General features: G+C 49.8%; 12 protein-coding genes. 3 read left to right on the top strand and 9 right to left on the bottom strand.

Annotated elements, in window-relative coordinates:
* Positions 1-5: 5 nt before the first annotated feature.
* The 7 genes from BM030_RS10470 to carB form a co-directional block, all read right to left on the bottom strand.
* Complete coding sequence (locus tag BM030_RS10470) at positions 6-1256, bottom strand: DUF4998 domain-containing protein (RefSeq protein WP_090973535.1); 1251 nt, start codon at positions 1254-1256, stop codon at positions 6-8.
* A gap of 11 nt (positions 1257-1267) precedes the next feature.
* A complete protein-coding gene (locus tag BM030_RS10465; RefSeq protein WP_090973534.1) occupies positions 1268-2467 on the bottom strand; it encodes a DUF5000 domain-containing lipoprotein in 1200 nt (399 codons plus the stop codon).
* Positions 2468-2504: 37 nt separating this feature from the next.
* Entirely contained in the window at positions 2505-4388 is a 1884-nt protein-coding gene (locus BM030_RS10460) for a RagB/SusD family nutrient uptake outer membrane protein (protein WP_090973533.1), read from the bottom strand.
* 20 nt (positions 4389-4408) lie between these two features.
* Complete coding sequence (locus BM030_RS10455) at positions 4409-7801, bottom strand: SusC/RagA family TonB-linked outer membrane protein (protein ID WP_090973532.1); 3393 nt, start codon at positions 7799-7801, stop codon at positions 4409-4411.
* A gap of 259 nt (positions 7802-8060) precedes the next feature.
* The gene (locus BM030_RS10450; RefSeq protein WP_090973531.1) at positions 8061-9068 is read right to left on the bottom strand and encodes a FecR family protein; all 1008 of its coding nucleotides are present in this window, start codon (positions 9066-9068) and stop codon (positions 8061-8063) included.
* Positions 9069-9187: 119 nt separating this feature from the next.
* Positions 9188-9766, bottom strand: a complete 579-nt coding sequence (locus BM030_RS10445) for an RNA polymerase sigma factor (protein WP_170845701.1) — start codon at positions 9764-9766, stop codon at positions 9188-9190.
* A gap of 305 nt (positions 9767-10071) precedes the next feature.
* Entirely contained in the window at positions 10072-12888 is a 2817-nt protein-coding gene (gene carB / locus BM030_RS10440) for a carbamoyl-phosphate synthase large subunit (protein ID WP_090973529.1), read from the bottom strand.
* Between the two features lie 249 nt (positions 12889-13137).
* Between carB and BM030_RS10435 the strand changes: the two genes are divergently transcribed.
* Positions 13138-13671 (top strand): AAA family ATPase, encoded by a 534-nt coding sequence (locus BM030_RS10435; protein ID WP_090973528.1) that lies wholly within the window; start codon positions 13138-13140, stop codon positions 13669-13671.
* Between the two features lie 60 nt (positions 13672-13731).
* On the opposite strand, the gene ahcY is transcribed toward BM030_RS10435, so the two are convergent.
* Entirely contained in the window at positions 13732-15048 is a 1317-nt protein-coding gene (gene ahcY, locus BM030_RS10430) for an adenosylhomocysteinase (protein WP_090973578.1), read from the bottom strand.
* A gap of 227 nt (positions 15049-15275) precedes the next feature.
* Here ahcY and BM030_RS10425 point away from each other — a divergent pair, with 227 nt between their 5' ends.
* Positions 15276-15686: a BrxA/BrxB family bacilliredoxin gene (locus BM030_RS10425; protein ID WP_090973527.1), complete on the top strand. Its 411-nt coding sequence runs from the start codon at positions 15276-15278 to the stop codon at positions 15684-15686.
* Positions 15687-15791: 105 nt separating this feature from the next.
* Here the strand turns inward: BM030_RS10425 and BM030_RS10420 are convergent, their stop codons facing one another.
* Positions 15792-17348, bottom strand: coding sequence for a Do family serine endopeptidase (locus tag BM030_RS10420; RefSeq protein ID WP_170845700.1), 1557 nt, complete (start codon positions 17346-17348; stop codon positions 15792-15794).
* Positions 17349-17545: 197 nt separating this feature from the next.
* On the opposite strand from BM030_RS10420, the gene dapF reads away from it, so the two are divergent.
* Positions 17546-18334: a diaminopimelate epimerase gene (gene dapF, locus BM030_RS10415; protein WP_090973576.1), complete on the top strand. Its 789-nt coding sequence runs from the start codon at positions 17546-17548 to the stop codon at positions 18332-18334.

Genomic DNA, 18334 nt, shown 5'->3' with positions numbered 1-18334 from the left:
ATCAATTAATCTTCTTGCCCCCAGTAACTTCCGCGGAAAGTCAATTCACTGGCAAACATATAGTCGGTCTGTCCCCAGGTTTCCAGTACGTTGATACGTATGTAACGGACATTCGGCAGACTATTGTCGAACATAAACTCGTGGCCTGTCTGGGCTGCAGCGATATCCTCGGCAGTAGTCGTGCCTGCAGGGGTCCCCGAAGGTTTTACGATTTCACAATCAAGCAGTTTGATCCACCCATCGTAACTGCCATCTTCTGCGGGCTCGGTGCTTCCCCAGATTTCCCAGCGGCGGAGGTTCCCGTTATCATAAAGTAAATGGTGTTCATTAACGGTACCCCGTTGCCAGAGGCGGTAGCTGGTTAGTTTGGCGGTCACCCCCAAATCAAATTGGAAATGGTGGGGGATGCCCGAACCGTTGTTGGTACGGTACCATGCGCCGGCGGATTGGTTACCTGAAAGTATACCGCTCCAAAGACTGGACATCCGGTTTCCGCTGCCCGTCCAAGGGGAAGCATCGCCCGGAAGCCGGAACTCCACGAAGCGGTCCTTGTTCAATACCACATCCTCATAATGGCGGATGTCCAGCGAAGCTTCCTCATAATCGGTATAGAAGGTGTCGATGGCTCGGGCTTCAGGTTTAAAGAGCGTTCTATATTTGAAAACGGTCCCTGGCTGGTAATCGGCAACCACCGTGTCAGTCACCCCGGGCGGAACAATCATGGTTTTTTGTAACCCCGTGTTATTGATATAACTTACTTCTGTGCCGATAGCTGTTTGGTCAGCGCCCAGCCAGCTAAGGCTTAATTGGTTGTGTACGAATGCGGCTTCACCAAGAAGCCTCGGCAACAGTGTCTCGATATAGCGATCGCCGTAAGCGCTCCCTTCGGTTTCTGCTTTTACCGATCGGTGCCCCATTGCGTTAAAGGTAAACACTTGGAATTGGTAGCTTCCCTCATCCAGGGCTAGGGCGATTTGCATCGTATCGCCGATTTTTTGGGCAGGGATAGGCACTTCCAGTGAATCCTGGAAGCCGTTCCAGTACACTTTCGCCGATCGGAGGTTAGGATCGGCGGGCAACCGCCCGGAAAGGACGATGCGGTTGTGGCCGGCGAGGGCGGTCAACTGTTGCAGTTTTCCTGCATAGACCTTTTCTCCGTCTTCGATAAATTCACGGTAATAATGGTCCTGCTTTTTGCAGGCAGAAAGGCCCGACAACAGGAGCAACAGGACATATGTAGCAGATTTGCAGGTCATTGGTCAGTATGTTATTGTATTTGTCCAAAAAAGCTTAGTTCACTCATCCAGAAGTAATCTGTCACCTGAAAGGTACGGTTTACCCGTATCCGGATATAACGCACGGGTGGAGCGTCAACAGGGAACCGGAACTCGTGGCCCGCAGCGGCCACCCGGATGTCTTCCTCAGCGTTGTTACCGATTGGCAGACCGGAAGGTTTGTCAATCCGGCAGTCCATCAGCTTCACCCATCCATCATAACTGCCCTGGGGGTCGGGGTTATTGCTGCCCCATACTTCCCATTCCCGCGGACTGCCAGCGGTGTACAGCAAATTGTGTTCGGACACCGTACCACGCTGCCAGAAAATATACCGGCTTAATTTGGCAGTAACCCCCATATCGAAGTTTATATGGTTGGGGATGCCTGAGCCATTGTCGGTGCGGAACCAAGAGCCGCTGCCGCTGCCTGAGCCTGACCAGGTATTGTTCCAAAGATAGGAAACCCGGGTGGAACCGAACCACGCCGGATCCCCGGGCATATTCAATTCCCGGAAATTGCCTTTGTCGATCTGTTCTTCATACAACGGGGTTAGTTCGGTGGCCAGTACCTCCGACTGGTTGCCCCACCGGTCTTTCACAAAAATACGGAACGGCTGTGGCACTGGCTTTAAGCCCCTCACTGAAAATGTGCCGGCTTTCTGGCTGGTGTATAGCACATCGGCAAGTTTCCAATTGCCGATGGAATCAAGTGCTTCCACGTTAATAGTGATGTTGGCCGAATCTATATTTTCAAAACTGAGCGTTAATCCGCCGAAGTCTTCCTGGATATCCAGTGACTTGAAAACGCCCCAGATAGGCGGAGGAAGCGGCTTAACCTGTAATATCACAGGCGTAGAACGTTTCAGATTACGGCCTACTGCATATAGTTTGACGTCATAGGTCGCCGTGTCGCCGAAACCCTCCAGGCGAATAAAGTCTTTGTAAAAAGAAGATTTTGCATTCACGACCCGTCCCCCACCCAAGTCGCATTCAGCCTCGACATAGAGGAGATCCGCTCCCTCGGGTGCCTGATAGGTGATGTTAACGGCACCCGACTGACTTTCAACGGCAGCTTGTTGGACGGGCCGTGGAGGGGTTCCGTCGGTTGCTATGGGTTGAAGTTTTTCCTCCGTGCAGGCCGCCAGGGTTATCAATATATAGCCGACGAACCTCGCTATTGTTCTATTTTTCATCCTTTTTCTTAGTAAAGTGGTTTGCGGATTACATCATTTACCATCCGGGGCTCTGCATAATATCCCGGTTCTTCAATAATTCGGATTCTTGGACCGGCCAGAAATAATCCCGTGTGCGGAATTGCCGCTCAAACAGCACACGTTGGCGATAGTATGCCTCTGGCTCTTCTTGCAGGACGTCCCATCCTACGATAGGTTTGCTTAGCTCTTCCGGTGCGGTCATCCATCGGCGCAGGTCCCAGAATCGGCTTCCCTCGAAAGCCAGCTCAATGGTTCGTTCACGACGGATGATTTCGCGGAGTCCGCTTCGCTGTTGGTATTTATCGGGCCTCGTAGAATACGTTGTCCAAGATTCCTCTACCGTTCCCAAACCCGCACGTTGGCGGATGAGGTTAAGGTAATCGTAAACCTCCTGGGAAGGGCCATAGGCCTCATTAAGTGCCTCAGCATATAGCAAGTAAAGATCAGCCAGCCGAATAACCGGCCAAGGGTATGTCTGTACAGTCCATAGCGTGGGACCGGCGGCGTTCAGGTGGTTCACTACCTTTTTTGGCCAGTAGCCCGTTGCGGAATAGGAATACGCATGTCCGGAAGCGGTGCCTCCCGCCCTGGCCGTGATGTAGAAGTTATCCTCATCGGTAAACACCCCTTGACCGTACCAACGGCTGCCATCAAAGGCAAGGCTCGCGTAAAACCGGGGTTCCCGGTCGAAATTCATGGCTGCTGTCACGTAATTTTCTTGGATGAAAAGCCGCTCCTGCGCTGTTGCGGTACGCAGTTCGAAGCGGTCTGTATAGTGCCATGTCTTGTCTTCCTCAATGGGTACGCCATGCCTGCTGTAAAACGCATCCACAATTTTCATTGGTACGGATGCCTCACCTCCATAATAGTTTGCAGCCCCAGGGAAAATACGGGGATAACTCCGTGTTTGGTATGCATTGGTCATGCTATTGGTGTTGCCCCAGACAATTTCCGGGTTCCATTTCAATGTGATTGCCGTTCGGATACTGAGCTCCGTGGCAGTGGTGTCGGATATAGCGTAAGGACTTTGTGCTATATTGTAGTAATTCAGTTCCTTGTTCAACTGGTGGCAAAGGTCAATGGCCTCTTTGCAGGCGAGCGCTGCCCGTTCCCATTTGGTTTCGTCATAGGTGCTGTTGAATAACGGCGTACCATCTTTCAACGTATACCCACTGAAGAGTGTGTTGCCGTTGAATAGCGGGCTGGCAGCCGTCACCAATACCCGCGCTTTGATGGCTAAAGCAATGGGTTTGGTGATCCGCCCCTTTTCCTGTACCTCAAATGGCACTTCATCGGGTAAATTCGGCGACGCTTCATCTATCAATTCAACAATGTAATCCACGCATTCATCAACCGGGCGGCGCAACAGATTACGGATGGTATTTTCCTCTGCCGTGATATCCAAATTGTCGCGGATAATTGGAATAGGACCATACATGCGCATCAACCAGAAATGGTAATAGGCTTTAAGCACCTTTGCCTCGGCACGCATGCGATCTTTGTCGAATTCACTCATCTCCTTTACCTTATGGATATTCTCCAAGAAAATATTGCATTCGCGGATGCCCCGGAACAACGGTTTTCCACCTTGTGAGCCCACCCAATAATCTACATAGGGCGTTAACACATTCTGGTTGCCTCGTGCGATGGAGAATGCTGCATAACTTTCGTTGAAATAAGCATTGTACCAGATTTCATCGGCGCCGGAGATAGCCGGATTACTGCTAGCATAGTTGGCATGCGATGGCAACCAAGAGTAGCACGTAAACAGATATTTCTCGGCCGTGAGCGGTGTCCGGAATGCGTAATCAATGGTAGCAATGTTATCTGGTACCACGTCCAAGTAGTTGCAGGAAAAGCACATTTGCAGCAGTACCAGGCCTGTGACTATCTTTTTCATATTCTTATTGTTGAAATTACTTAAAGTGATACTTGTAATCCAATGTTCAGTACGCGTTGCACGGGATAATTCAGCCCGTTGCCTGCCATCTCCACGTCCCATAACTTGAAACGGCTCCACGTGAGCAGGTTTGTACCGCTGAAGTAAAGCCGGAAACTTTCCATTCCCAGCCGCTGTACACGGTCGCGCTGGAAAGTGTAGCCAAACTCTAACGTCTTAAGACGCAGGAATGAACCATCGCGCATGAACCAGGTACTGGGCTGGCTGTTGTTCGGATCGGCCACTGTATTCAGGCGGGGCCACAGGGCCATTACGTTATTATTGGCTTCTGACCAGTGGTTGTCTGCATAGGCTTTGAGTAACTGGTTCTCCAGGTTAACATCTTGGAATCGGGTGCTTTCTCCGGAATAGACATACCTGATGAAGGGTGCCGTTGCTAAGGGGTCTATCCAGAACGATTCCTGTGCCAGTCCTTGAAAAAAGCAAGACAAGTCGATGTTTTTGAACCCTGCGGAAAATCCAAAGCCATACACGATTTCGGGAGTGGTAGGATTGCCCATGGGCACCTGATCCAGCGCTGTGATTTGCCCGTCGTTATTAATGTCCCTGAACTTGATGTCGCCGCCCCTGACGGGCGCGCCGAAATCCTGGACGGGCGAGTTGGCTACTTCATCATCATCTACGAACAACCGTTCTGCAATATATCCCCATCGTTGCGATAAGGGGTAACCGATACGGGATTTCCACCATTCATCGGCATACTCAGGTTCTTCATAGACTCTATAAGCACTGGTGGCATAGGTGAAGTTTCCCCGGGCGGTTACCCATAAGTGTTGCCCAAAATTTTGCTGGTAATCCACCGACATATCGAAGCCCTTGCCGCTGGCCTCTCCTACATTAGCCCGTACATCCGCTGAAAGGCCCATCACGGCAGGAATGCTGGCTCGTGTCATTAAAATGTTGCGGCGGTATTCGCTGAAGAAGTCGGCCTGTATTCCGATTTTATCAAGGAGTTTGAGCTCCAATCCAATGTTTGTTTTTTCGGCGGTTTCCCAGGTAATGTCGCGGTTGTCATACCGTGAAATGGATACGCCGGAGTTGGAGTACCCGTTGTCGATACCAAATGTAGCCCCCCGGCCGCTGTTGTCCATATTTACATTCGACAGGTAGAAAAAGCGATCCTGCGGTCCGCCGATTTCATCGTTGCCCACTAAGCCGTATGTGGCTCTGATTTTTAACAAGGAAACAATAGGCAGTAGTGGTTCCCAGAATTTTTCGTTCGATATATGCCAGGCCACACCGCCGGATGGGAAAAATCCGAAACGGTGGTTCCGGTAAAAGCGCTCCGAACCGTTATACCCAAAGTTGAATTCGCCGAAGTAGCGGCTATCATAGGCATAGGTAAACCGGCCGGATAGGCCGAGGTTGCGGAAGGGTAATGACTGCTGCAGGTCGCCTGCATTGCCATTGAGGCGCTGCCGCATAATGTAAACGACCATGCCGCCGACATTGTGTTTGTCGTTGAAAATCCGGTTATAGTTAAGGGCAGACTCCATGTAAAAGACTGAACTTATTGTTTTTTCGCCTTCGCTGTAATCCAGGTATTCTGCCCCCTGCCGTTCGTTCAATAATTGTAAGTCTAACCGGCCCGTTGCTTGGTCGAAGAAGCGTGGTTGGTAAAAGAATGGCCGGTATTGCCGAGATACTGAGAAATACGAGGTGCGGTTGGTGTTTCCTAACGCACGCAGGCTCAGCCCTTCGGTGAAGAACGATAGATCCTGTTTCAGTTCAAACTGGGCCATCATTACCGACCGGGAGTAATCCCGGTATCCTTTGACCATATCGGCATATGGGTTGATATAATTTCCTTGCTCGGTTCCCCCGAACAGGATATGGTGGACGTGTTCGTATTGTTCCGTTTTGGGGAAATAGGGTGGAAACAGGACGGGGTTGCTGCGCATGACGTTGCGGTACATTTGGGTGCCGCCGTCAATAGGCCCGGTATATTCGTCAAATGTACCATACATACGAACGCCCATTTCGGTGGTTTTCGTCACGTTGACATTGACATTTGAACGCAACAGATAGGTTTTAAGATCGATGTTGTTATTAAAATTGTTTTGCGGATCTACCTGCAGGATACCGTTGTCGCGGTTGAACGTTCCGGCGAAATAATAGCGGGCTACCTTGCCTCCGCCGCTTACGTTGAGGTTGGCCCGTTGGTTCATGGCGTAATCTTTGAACAGCGCCCCGCGCCAGTCCGTTGCTGGATATAGGTACGGATTTGTTCCCGCCATTGTATTGTCTATTTTTCGTTGGTCATACAGTTCGCGCGCGTTAGGGTCGCGTGTGCGCGTCGCTTCATTGTGCAACTGCATGTAGGTGACGGGGTCTGCCAGTTCTACATTCCGGGTGGGGGCGGACAGCGAGTTTTCGAGCCGGAAGCCTACTTTGGCCCGGCCTTCCTTCCCTTCTTTTGTGGTGACCAGGATAACGCCGTTTGCGCCACGTGCACCATACAGCGCGGTAGCTGACGCATCTTTCATGATGGAGAAACTGGCAATGTCATCGGGTTGCAGGCGTGCCAGATCGGTCGCCGTGAATTCGACGCCATCGATGAGGATGAGTGGGTCGACTTTGTAACCGAAAGTGGTAACCCCACGGATGAAAAAGTCGGCATTATCCATGCCGGGCTCGCCGCTGCGCTGGTATGCAATAATGCCTGCCAAGCGCCCCGCCAATGCGGTTGTGAGGTTGCTTGATGGAACTTTCAGCTCTCCGGGGCTGATGGTGGTTACGGCGCCGACGAGTTCGGTTTTCTTTTGGGTGCCATAGGCTACGACCACCACTTCATCCAGGTCGGACAATTCCTCTCGCATAACGATGTCGTAAACTCCTGATTCCCCCACTTCCATTGTTTGCTGTCTATACCCAACCATCGTGAAGGTCAACGTGGCGGATGCCGCGGGTATGCGCAGGATATACATCCCATTTTCATCTGAAGAAGTGCTGACTGTAGGTTTACCAGCCATACTCACGGAAACCCCCTGCAGTGGACTGCCCAATGTGTCTTTAATAGCGCCCCGGACTTCCAATTCTTCTTGTGTTCCTGTTGCACTTTTACCATAGTGCGGCCTGCTTGGGTAAATCGCTACTTTTCCGGCTCTCTCCGTATACGTAAATGGAAGTCCGGACAGCAAACGTTGCAAAACGCTTTCGGCACTTTCCGACTCTGCACTGACGCTTACATGATGGTTGCTGAGCTGTTGTTCGTTATAGGTAAACGCCAAACCGGATTGCTGTGCCAGTTTTCCTATCGCTTCGCTTAAGGGAGCATTAGCGATCGAAATGCTCACTTTGGTATCTTTGAGCTGCTGTGCGCGGACTGTGGGCGTAGCAAGTAGTTGAAGCATGCAAAAGGCTACCAGAAAGAATAATATGCAAATTCGCATGAAAAAGATGCGTTGATGTGGGACCTGTCGTAGAAAAAAGATAATAACTTCTCCACGATATGTTTTTTTCATAACTTAGCATTGTTTTAAATGGTTTTGAACGATGATTTGAAACACCGGCATGTTCCGGCTTCCCTCCGGTTCATGCCATTTTCTTTGCATTGGTTAGTTTTATGTTTCTTTCATAATGGCTATCCTTCTTTTAATGTGTCATGTCGTGTTATGGCAGGCACCCCCTGCCCGTTAATGTGATCCGTGTTCCGTGTTGCTCGTAGGTGAACTGGTTAACCAAGCTGACGATATCCAGTAATTCTTCCCATGTTTCCCGTCCGTTTAGAGAAATGGTGATATGGCATTCCCGGATTTTGTCACTTTCAAATTCCAGTTGGATACCGTAACGTTTTGTCATGAAATCGGCCATGTCTGCCATGGTGATATCGTTTAACTGGAAAGTCGCTGGTTTCCAGTTGAGTAATTCGTTGAAATCTGCTTTGCTTACCGTAAATGTAGTGGCGTCTTTGCTACGGTCTGCAAGTTCGCCGGGCCGTAGGGTAAATGCTTCTACGCTGTTTGCTAATTGTACTTTGCCGGATAGCAACGCCACGCTTTGGGCGGAATCGGTTTCCTTTACAAGGAACGTTGTGCCTAATACACGGACTGCCGTTCCTTTGCTGTATACGATAAACGGCTTATCTGGATTATGCGTAACGTCGAAATAAGCTTCGCCTTCCAGGTTGGCATGGCGGTTTTCACTGCCGAAATCGGCTGCCAATTGCAGTTTACTCCCTTGATTGAGGAAGACCAGTGAGCCGTCAGGCAGCAGGAATTGGCCCACGCCGTCATTATTGGAAAATGACTTGCCGTCGTACCGGACAATGTCATGGTTTAACTGGTGCGCACTGTTTTGCTGGTTAATGTAGAAGTAGGCCAGGCCCAGGGTCATCAGTAGGCTGGCAGCCAGACCGATGTATTTGTATTTCACCGGTGCGCTGGCGCTTTGTTTTTTGGCGGTGTTGTTTGGAAGTCGGGTGCTGCGTTCAAAAATGGCCTTTCTTAACTGCCTGTCGATAGCCGCGACATCTTCTTCGGATAGCTCATCCAGGATAGCGCCTTTATTTTCAAACGAATCGAAATAGCTTTCCAACAACGCTTGCTCAGTGTCGGTAAGCGGTAGTCCCTGCAGGTACCTGTCAATCAATTGCTCAAACGCTTTTCTATGTTCCATCATGCTGATGCCATATTACGCCCCAGGCGTTTCGGCAGTCCTTATAGATAGTACCGTAAACTGCAGTCTTTCCCAAAAAAAAGTGATTTTTTTTTAACGCTGTTGGATGGTATAGGAATGTGTTAAAGAGAAGTCAGCAGAAACAGCAGGAAAAGAGATAGCATTTTGGTTTTTAGGTCTACATGTAGTAGTGATAATTGGTTTTGTACGGTTTTAGGAGATATGCCCAATACCCGGGCGATTTCTGACACGGGCATATCCTCTTCATACCGCATTTCGAAAATGCGGCGTCGACTGGCCGGCAATGTAGCCTGCCACACCTGGAATCGATGGAAAAGTTCTTTCTCCAACACCAAGGTATCTGTTTTTGGAGCACTGCATAAGTGGTCGAATTTCTCAAAGAAGTGCAATGCCGATTTATCCTTACGTGCAGTTTTATATACTTGGTATTTAACAGCATGGAAAAGGTAGGTCGTCAAATTCCGTATTTCGAGGGTATGCCTCCTTGTCCAGAGATCACAGAACACTTCCTGCACAACGTCTGTTGATAACTGGCGGTTGGAAAGCCGTTTAAATGCGCTGTTGTATAGCACCTGCCAGTACCGCTCATATATTGCTGAAAATGCCGATTCATCGCCTTCGCGAAGCAATGAAACCAGCTCTTCTTCGCTTGAATGAATATGGTTTTTTTTCTTTTGCATAATTACTAATAGGTGCGTGAGCCTGCTAGTATACCGCTTGCTGCAAGGCGTCATCGTCTTTACAGTAGCTTTCCATCCGACTCAGCCCAACATGATCGAGGTGTTATCTATAATTGTATGCCAAATATAGGAAACAAATACATATAGTAGGTAGAAAACCTTGAAAAGCGTCACCCACGCGTTGGGAAGCCTTGGTGTTCAGCGCACGCACAGCCAGGTCGGCAATCGTTTGATTAATCGGGCTATAAATACATAAGCCGCCTGCTCGTTTGGGGCAGGCGGCTTATCCAAGACGGTAAACGGGTTTATTTGCTCAGGTACATCGATTTCTTCGCGTACATTTCACGGAAGAAGGGGTCGTCCAGATCCTTGATGAAGCGGATAGCCTCACCCGTCGATTTCATTTCCGGCCCGAGCTGCTTGTCTACATCAGGGAATTTATCGAATGAGAATATGGGTTCTTTGATGGCATAACCGGTGAGCTTACGTTCAATGTTGAAATCTTTCAGCTTGTTGGTGCCGAGCATAATTTTGGTGGCGATGTTCACATAAGGGACATCATAAGCCTTGGCAATGAACGGTACCGTACGTGATGCACGTGGGTTGGCTTCGATGACGTATACCTGTTCATCTTTTACCGCAAATTGAATGTTGAGCAGTCCACGCACATTGAGCGCCTTGGCAAGTTTTATCGTATACTCTTCCATCTTGCGCTGCACATTTTCGGAAAGGCTGAATGGTGGCAGCACTGCGCTGGAATCGCCGGAATGGATACCTGCAGGTTCGATATGTTCCATCATGCCGATAATATGCACCTCTTCACCATCGCAGATGGAGTCGGACTCGGCTTCTTCCGCACGGTCAAGGAAATGGTCAATCAATACACGGTTGCCCGGCAGATTGCGCAGCAGCTTCACAACGGCCGTCTCCAGCTCGTCATCGTTGATAACGATGCTCATACGTTCGCCGCCAAGTACATAGCTGGGGCGTACCAGTACTGGATACCCCACTTCGTTCGCGACTTTAAGTGCTTCCTCGGCGCTTTCGGCTACGCCGTATTTCGGATAAGGGATATCCAGCGATTTAAGCAGATCCGAGAAACGGCCGCGATCTTCCGCCAAATCCATGTCTTTGAAGGATGTACCGATAATCTTGATTCCATTGGCTTCGAGCTTCTCGGCCATCTTCAGGGCAGTTTGCCCGCCTAATTGTACGATGACCCCTACGGGTTTCTCCAGTTCGATAATTTCACGGACGTGCTCCCAGTAAACCGGTTCAAAATACAGCTTGTCTGCCATGTTGAAATCGGTCGACACGGTTTCGGGGTTGCAATTGATCATGATTGATTCAAACCCGGCTTCCTTGGATGCCAAGAGGCCGTGTACACAGGAGTAATCAAATTCGATGCCCTGTCCGATGCGATTCGGGCCGGAGCCAAGCACGATGATTTTCTTCTTGTCGGACACAACGGATTCGTTTTCTTCCTCAAAGGTGGAGTAATAATAGGGGGTCTGTGCAGGAAATTCCGCAGCGCAGGTATCCACCATCTTGTACACCCTGCGGATGCCTAGTTCCGTGCGACGGCGGAATACATCGTCTTCCGTGACGTTACCCAGCAGCCAGGCGATCTGTACATCTGAATACCCTTTTTGCTTCAGGGTGAGGAAAAAGTCGCGGGGAATGTTGTTTAGTTGATACCGGCGCAACTCGGCCTCCAGGTGCACGAGTTCCTGGATTTGCAGAAGGAACCACTTATCGATGTGGGTTGCTTTGCGAATAGACTCCAAAGGTACGCCCAGTTCAAACGCATCTTTGATATGGAATATGCGATCGCTGCTGGGATGTTCGAGGCTGTGCATTATCTCTTCGAGGTTGCGCAATTGTTTGCCGTCGGCTCCCAAGCCGTGACGTCCGGTTTCGAGGCTTTGACAAGCTTTCTGCAAGGCTTCGATGAAGGTGCGCCCAATGGCCATCACCTCGCCTACCGACTTCATCTGAAGGCCCAGTTCACGGTTGGCCCCTTTGAACTTGGCAAAGTTCCAGCGCGGCAATTTCACAATGACATAGTCGAGTGTAGGCTCGAAATAGGCTGAGGTGGTTTTGGTAATCTGATTCTGTATTTCATCGAGGTTATATCCGATGGCCAGCTTAGCTGCAATCTTGGCAATTGGATATCCCGTCGCTTTAGAGGCTAATGCAGACGAACGTGATACACGCGGGTTGATTTCAATGGCAATGATCTCTTCATTTTCAGGGTTTACCGAAAACTGAACGTTACATCCCCCGGCAAAGTTACCGATGGCGCGCATCATCTGGATGGCCTGGTTGCGCATTTCCTGGTAGCAGCGATCACTTAAGGTCATGCCGGGTGCCACGGTTATCGAGTCGCCGGTATGGATACCCATGGGGTCGAAATTCTCGATGGTACAGATGATAATCACGTTATCGTTGCTGTCGCGAAGCAGCTCCAGCTCAAATTCTTTCCAGCCCAACACGGCCTGCTCTACGAGTACTTCGTGGGTCGGCGACGCCTGCAAGCCCCTACTGAGGGCGGCCTCGAACTCTTCCTTTTTATGGACAAAGCCGCCTCCGGTACCGCCCAGGGTGTAGGAAGGACGGATAACCAGCGGAAATCCGATTTCCTGCGCCGCTTCTTTTCCTTCAAGGAAAGAGTTAGCGATCTTGGATTTGGCTACACCAACGCCGATATCCACCATTAAACGCCGAAATTCTTCACGGTTTTCGGTCTTTTCAATGGCAGCGACGTCAACACCGATGACTTTGACACCATATTTTTCCCATATACCCCGTTCAGAGGCTTCGATGCACAGGTTGAGGGCCGTCTGGCCACCCATGGTGGGTAATACGGCGTCAATGTGCTGTTCCTGCAGGATTTTTTCGATGCTTTCACAGGTGAGCGGCAGCAGATACACATTGTCGGCAATCACCTTGTCGGTCATGATGGTGGCCGGATTGGAATTGATAATAGATACCGTTATTCCTTCGTCTTTGAGCGAAAGTGCCGCTTGCGAGCCGGAATAGTCAAATTCACAGGCTTGTCCGATAATAATGGGGCCTGAACCGATAATCAAAACAGAATTGATGGAGGTGTCTCTGGGCATTATGTGGTGAAAATGTTAACAATACAAACCATGTTCCATTGTCAAAACAGCGAAAATGCCTGGGAAATTAAGGTAGGATATTCCGACTGTTTTGTCGGAGTGCAAAGGTATGTTTTTTAACGGAATAACTGGTTAAATATTTTTGATAAAGTTTACCGGCCGCCGGATTGCCGTGGTTATACCGTTATTTTCGCGGTTCTTGGAAAGCCCGCGGCAATCTTTAATTTTGAAGGCAGCAAATCAAAGCCAATGGACAGTACACCTTTAATAAAAATTGCAGTGGTAGGACCCGAATCGACGGGCAAATCGGTTACTGCCGAATACCTGGCCAAGTATTTCGGAACGGTATGCGTGCCGGAATACGCTCGTGAATATTGCAGGCACCTGCACCGAGAATATACCATGCAGGATGAACTGAATATGTTCTATGGGCAGCTAGCGCTGGAGCGAAGCCTATTGCCTTTCGCACGGCATAACCTGTTGATTTGCGACACCATGTTCTTAACCATTAAGGTGTGGTGCGACCACCTGTTTGGTTATACCCCGGATGTTGTGCTTGATGAACTCCAGATGAACCGTTATGACGGTTATTTGCTGATGGATATCGATTTGCCGTGGGTGGATGATCCATTGCGCGATTTCCCGCACTTACGGGAGCACTTTATGCGTGTATGGCATAACGAACTACAAGCTATCGGCGCTAACTATGTGGTGGTGTCCGGTGTAGGGCAGGAACGGGTTACCCATGCGTTGGAAGCGGTACAAACGCTATTTAACCAATAAATAGAAAAGCCACGGATAATGATCATCCGTGGCTTTAGCAGTTTCATTGGCGGCATGCCGTTAATACCGGTAATGTTCTGGTTTATAGGGTCCTTCTACAGGCACGCCGATATATTCAGCCTGGTGGGCATCCAGCACATCCAGTTCAACACCGATTTTGGCTAAATGCAGGCGGGCTACTTTCTCATCAAGGTGCTTAGGTAATGTATAAACCTTGTTTTCGTAATTTTCGCCGTTTGTCCACAATTCAATCTGAGCCAACGTCTGGTTGGTGAACGAGTTACTCATCACAAACGATGGATGCCCTGTAGCACAGCCGAGGTTAACCAGACGCCCTTCAGCCAGCAGGATAACATCGCTGCCATCAATGGTGTATTTGTCCACCTGGGGCTTGATTTCCACTTTGGTGTGCCCATAATGCTGATTAAGCCAAGCGACGTCAATCTCATTGTCGAAATGGCCGATATTGCATACTACGGCTTTATCTTTCATGGTTTTGAAATGTTCAGCACGTACAATATCGCGGTTACCTGTAGCGGTAACTACGATGTCGGCTTCTTTCACCGCCTGTGCGAACTTCTTGACTTCATATCCTTCCATGGCGGCCTGGAGTGCGCAGATGGGATCGATCTCGCTCACGATTACCCGTACCCCTGCGCTGCGGAGGGATTCGGCCGATCCTTTGCCTACGTCGCCGTATCCAGCTACCACCGCTACTTTTCCGGCAAGCATGAGGTCCGTGGCCCGGCGGATAGCATCAACCAGTGATTCGCGGCAGCCATATTTATTGTCAAATTTGGATTTGGTCACTGAATCGTTCACATTGATGGCCGGCAAATGTAGCGTACCGTTTTTCATGCGTTCGTAAAGGCGGTGTACACCCGTGGTGGTTTCTTCAGAAAGGCCCTTAATGCCTTTGATGAGTTCGGGATATTTATCGAAGACCATGTTTGTCAAATCACCTCCATCATCGAGGATCATGTTGAGCGGTTTCCGCTCTTCACCGAAAAACAGGGTTTGTTCGATACACCAGTTGAATTCGTCTTCGGTCATGCCTTTCCAAGCGTATACAGGGATGCCCGCAGCGGCGATTGCAGCGGCGGCATGGTCTTGCGTTGAAAAGATATTGCAGGAAGACCAGGATACCTCGGCGCCCAGTTCGATGAGCGTTTCGATAAGCACGGCGGTTTGTATCGTCATATGGAGGCAGCCGGCGATACGGGCGCCCTTCAGCGGCTTGGACGCGCCGAATTCTTCACGGAGTGCCATCAAGCCCGGCATTTCGGCTTCCGCCAATTCGATTTCCTTGCGGCCCCAGTCGGCGAGGCTGATGTCCTTTACTTTGTAGGGAACATATGTGGTTTCTGTAGTTGGCATATTGCTAAACATCTATTTATTTGGGTACAAAGATATCTTTTTCCATGCTGGAATTCAATAGGTATAACGAATCGTCGGTAAGTAGTCCGTAAAAACGCTTAATAAAATGCCCCTTTCTGCATATTCTGACATTCCGGTGAAAAGGGATATTTGTTAAACGCCTTACCGCGCCGTATCTTTGCAGGAGATTTTAATCGTTAAACTATTAACAGAAAGGACTAAACATTATGTATCCCGAATACCTTGTAGCGCCGATGCGCAAAGAACTGACAGACGTTGGCTTTGAAGAACTGAAGACCCCAGAGGAGGTCGATTCGGCCATTAAACAGGATGGAACCGTGTTTGTCGTGGTTAATTCGGTGTGTGGTTGCGCGGCAGCCAATGCGCGCCCCGCTGCAATAGCTGCGATTAAGAATGAAAAGCATCCTGACAAAATCGTAACGGTTTTTGCCGGAATGGAAAGAGAAGCGGTTGATAAGGCCCGTTCTTACATGTTACCTTATCCGCCGTCTTCCCCGGCCATGGCATTGTTCAAAGACGGTAAGCTGGTGCACATGATTGAGCGGCACCAGATAGAAGGCCGTCCTGCCCAGATGATCGCGGATAACTTGGTGGCAGCATTTGACGAATACTGCTAAGTTATATTTCTGCCTTTGAGTTTTGTTTTAATTTTTGGATGAATAAAAAATCCCGTCTGCCGCATGGCGGACGGGATTTTTTTAGATGAAGGTGTCTGGTGTTTATTAGTATTCGATGGGTACGTTTAACTCTACACGGCTGCCACGCTGCGGTACACCGACAATCCGGACAATGCCCCGTTCTGAATCTGCCAGTGCTGCTTCTACTTCATCAGCGCTGTTCACGGGCCTGCCGTTGACGTGGGTGATGACTAAGCCGCGCTGTACATTGAAGTAATCAAATAGTCCGCCTTGGTGTACTTGCGCGACCACAACGCCTGAGGAAACACCCAGTTCCTTTTTCCTGGCTTCCGAAGCCGGTACAAAACCAGCGCCTAATTTATTATAGATTTCGGTACCGCTGCGCTTGGCTTCGCTTTCCTCTTTACTGCTTTCAGATGCCCGTGTATCTTCCCTCAATGTCACGGTTACATCGCGTTCTTTACCATCGCGCTTGTAGCTTAGCTTCACCTTATCACCGGGTCGCAGACGATAAATACGTTCCTGCAGATCCGATGATGACTGGATAACACGGCCGTCGAGTTTGGTGATAACGTCGCCTTTTTTGATGCCAGCTGCTTCTGCAGCACCGTCGGGAACAACTTCCATAACATAGAGGCCTGTGGTCTCTTTGGTTTCGAGTTCTTTAGCTAAAGAGGGGTTGAGCTCCTGGAAGGAAATGCCTATCAAGCCCCGTTTAACCGTACCATACTTGATGAAGTCGTCGGCAATTTTCTTAACCAGGTTCACCGGAATGGCGAAGCCGTAACCCGCATAGGTGCCGGTGGGCGTCATAATGTTGGAGTTGATGCCAATGAGTTCTCCGTTGGCATTGACCAACGGGCCACCACTATTTCCCTTGTTAATAACGGCATCCGTCTGAATGAACGATTCCACTGCCGTATTGACCATGGGCTGGTCATCCGACTGATAGCCGCGTTGTTGGTATTGCCGCTGTTGCAACTCGCGGGCAATGATTCCCGTAGAACGCCCCGTTGCACTAACGATACCCGCCGTTACGGTGGATTCCAGTCCCAGCGGATAGCCAACAGCCAGTACCCATTCGCCGATACGCACCTGGTCCGAATCGCCGAACCTGACGAAAGGAAGTCCCTTTTCGTTAATTTTGATTAATGCCAAATCGGTGTTCGGATCCCGCCCGATAATTTTCGCTTCCACCACGCGTTTGTCGGTGAGTTTCACTTCGATTTTGGTGGCATCCTCGACCACGTGGTTGTTGGTGACGATGTAACCGTCTGCTGATATTATTACTCCTGAGCCTGTGGCCTGTGCAGGGGGAGCGGAGCGCGGTTGCCGTTGCCGGGGCATCCCAAAGAATTCTTCAAATAAATCCATGGGGCTTGCGCCGTAACCCCTCGAACGGCCCGGGTAGGTCGTGGTAATGTTAACCACCGCCGGGGCCACCATGGCGGCAGCCTGAGTGAAATCAGGGTTGCCCGTAGACGAAACGACATTAGGAACGGGGTTGTTGGCATAATGCAATTGCTGCCGTTCCTCGAATGACATTTTACTTTCCTGTTTACTTTCGACCAATTTATAACCGCCCACAGCTATCAAGCCTCCTACCAGTGCGGTCAGTAATGTTAATCCTAATTTTTTCATCGTAATTCCAATCGTTGTAAGTTGAAAAAAGTGCTTCGATAGAAGTTGTTTCAAATGTAATACCATTTGCCTTTCTGTAGCAAATGCAGGCCTGTTTTTTCTTGTTAAATAATGTTAAAGTTGCCAATATAGGACACGTAAAGGTTAAGGATGGAATTTCGAACGGATATGATTACCTTTGCTCCGCTAACGAACTCATGGAGTTACATACATTTTATAAATATCAGGGGGCGGGCAATGATTTTGTGATCATTGATAACCGAAATGGACTATTTGAACGGGAAAACACCGGCTTGGTGCGTCGGCTATGCGACAGGAGATTCGGCATCGGGGCAGATGGATTGATGTTGCTGCAGGGCGCCGAAGGGTATGATTTTGAAATGGTATATTATAATGCCGACGGAAACGAGGGAAGTATGTGTGGTAACGGTGGGCGCTGTATCGTGGCTTTCGCCCAGGATATTGGAGTGATCGGCAGTGAGACTGACTTTTTGGCAGTTGATGGTCCTCATCACGCCCGTATGCATGATAGGGTAGGATGGGTGAGTTTGCAGATGGCCAAGGTGGACCACATCGGCCGGGACGGCGACGCTTATGTGCTGGATACGGGATCGCCGCATTATGTAAAGATGGTGGACGATCTAGCGAAGTATCCCGTGGTGGCCGAAGGACGTGACATACGATATAGCGACAGTTACCGAGATAAGGGTATTAATGTCAACTTCGTGGAACCGGAAGAAGATGGGTATTTTGTCCGCACATACGAGCGGGGCGTGGAAGACGAAACGCTCGCGTGTGGTACCGGGGCGACGGCTGTGGCGCTGGCCATGGCGGCGCGGGCGGGAAAGGAAGGGCCAATAGAGACACCTATTCGCGCGGCGGGGGGAAGGCTGAATATCCGTTTTAACCGGGACGGCAACCGTTTTACCGAAATTTTTCTGGAGGGGCCAGCCGTATTCGTTTTCAGGGGTGAAATTGCATGGTAG

It is taken from the genome of Parapedobacter composti (genome assembly GCF_900112315.1).
In the GTDB taxonomy this organism is placed as follows: Bacteria; Bacteroidota; Bacteroidia; order Sphingobacteriales; family Sphingobacteriaceae; genus Parapedobacter; species Parapedobacter composti.
Note: the sequence above shows the minus strand (reverse complement) of the source record. Positions and strands in the feature narration are given on the sequence as shown.